The organism is Escherichia sp. WS1451, assembly GCF_046487365.1.
GTDB classification, from domain to species: domain Bacteria; phylum Pseudomonadota; class Gammaproteobacteria; order Enterobacterales; family Enterobacteriaceae; genus Escherichia; species Escherichia coli.
In genome coordinates this window covers 1-1,344 of sequence record NZ_JBJQJP010000064.1, presented here as the reverse complement: position 1 = coordinate 1,344, position 1,344 = coordinate 1, and the positions used below count along the sequence as shown (strand labels likewise).

Genomic DNA, 1,344 nt, shown 5'->3' with positions numbered 1-1,344 from the left:
TAATAGAAATATGTTCCATCAGTTTTTTAAGTTCCATTTTGTTCTCCTTAATTATGTAAGGAGTATTTGATCATGTATAAGCAATAAAAAACAGCTTCAGGTAATGAGGAATATCTCAATTTTTAAACATAAAATGCGAATTGTTTAGTACAAAAAAGCAGCGTTACGTGATCTTTCCCTGGGAGGGATGCCTGACCATCATTGCTGACAGTGACGAGATGCAGGAGTTGCGGGAGGAACTTTATCAGGTCAAACAGGCGGTTAAGGGGATTAAAGACGGGATGTTTAGTGTGCTGAACGAGAATTAAATAATAAAAAAGCCGGGCAGGTTTAATATCTCCCCGGCTTATGAAAATAAATAGTGCAAACGGTTCTATAGTTTACTTATCCACGTTCTCATATAATTGACATCGCCATCAAAAATAAATCCTTCTCCATTATCAGGCAAGAGTAATCGACCGGAATCAAATCTTAAAAACAATTCTTTTTTTGCTTTTTTCTGCTTAATGGAAAAGTCATCACTCCAGCTTAATATATCTTCATTGTGTTTTTTTTCATCAGACAAAAAGGCCACAACTGAATTTTCCAATTGCTCATAAGAATGATAAGTTTTCTTGAGTGTAATATCGAAATCTAAATCATCAATTATGGTATATATAATAAATAGTTCGTTTCCAGATGATTCTATTGTCCTTTCCACCAATGGTATTGAGCCTAACATCCTATTATCTATTGCATTTCTCATGTAAACCTCACTAAGGAACGATAATTATCCCAGCTTTAGTACCATCACCAAAGATAATATTATAGTGCGGATTATTATCGTGTAATGGATTTTTAGAATTATGAACAACATCAGATAATGGATTTTTCACATTATATAAATCCCCCCGATATGTTCCTGCTGGTTGTTTCCATACATCACTGAATTTGGTGCCACTATAAAGCTCACCAGACCTTGCAGGGAAATTGTCAACATGAGGTCTAAGATCCGGCATGTTATCTAATAATGCTCTTGCTTCGTCAACACTTCTAACCGTGACATCTTTACCATTTCGGAGATCAGATATATTGCGACGTTGTTGAGCATTACATCCAGCTAATCCTAATGGATCTATCCAGGTAAGCGGATTTTTGACATACGCATAGAGGTTGATACCTCCATTTAGCCCTATCGGGTCCGTTACCATGAACCGCCCGACATCCGGATCATAGTACCTGTGCAGATTGTAATGCAGCCCCGTTTCCCTGTCGAGGTACTGTCCCTGGTAACGCAGGTTCTGTTCCACCCTGCCGTGGTCCTTCTCCTGTATCGTGTTACCCCAGACCTGATACCCCGTCTCC

2 protein-coding genes and 1 pseudogene are annotated in these 1,344 nt (G+C 38.4%); 1 reads left to right on the top strand and 2 read right to left on the bottom strand.

The features are described from left to right. Positions 1 to 182: 182 nt before the first annotated feature. Positions 183 to 308, top strand: a pseudogene (locus tag ACJHX7_RS26140) (toxin SymE, type I toxin-antitoxin system family protein); the annotation flags it as partial. Between the two features lie 65 nt (positions 309 to 373). On the opposite strand, the gene ACJHX7_RS26135 reads toward ACJHX7_RS26140, so the two are convergent. After that, positions 374 to 745, bottom strand: coding sequence for a hypothetical protein (locus ACJHX7_RS26135; protein WP_032170935.1), 372 nt, complete (start codon positions 743 to 745; stop codon positions 374 to 376). Positions 746 to 755: 10 nt separating this feature from the next. After that, positions 756 to 1,344 (bottom strand): RHS repeat-associated core domain-containing protein (locus ACJHX7_RS26130; RefSeq protein WP_410231736.1); only part of this gene is annotated, 589 nt, incomplete at its 5' end.

Coding starts and splice junctions, on each gene's coding strand:
- ACJHX7_RS26135 (WP_032170935.1), bottom strand. CDS start 745: ATGAGAAATGCAATAGATAATAGGATGTTAGGCTCAATACCATTGGTG.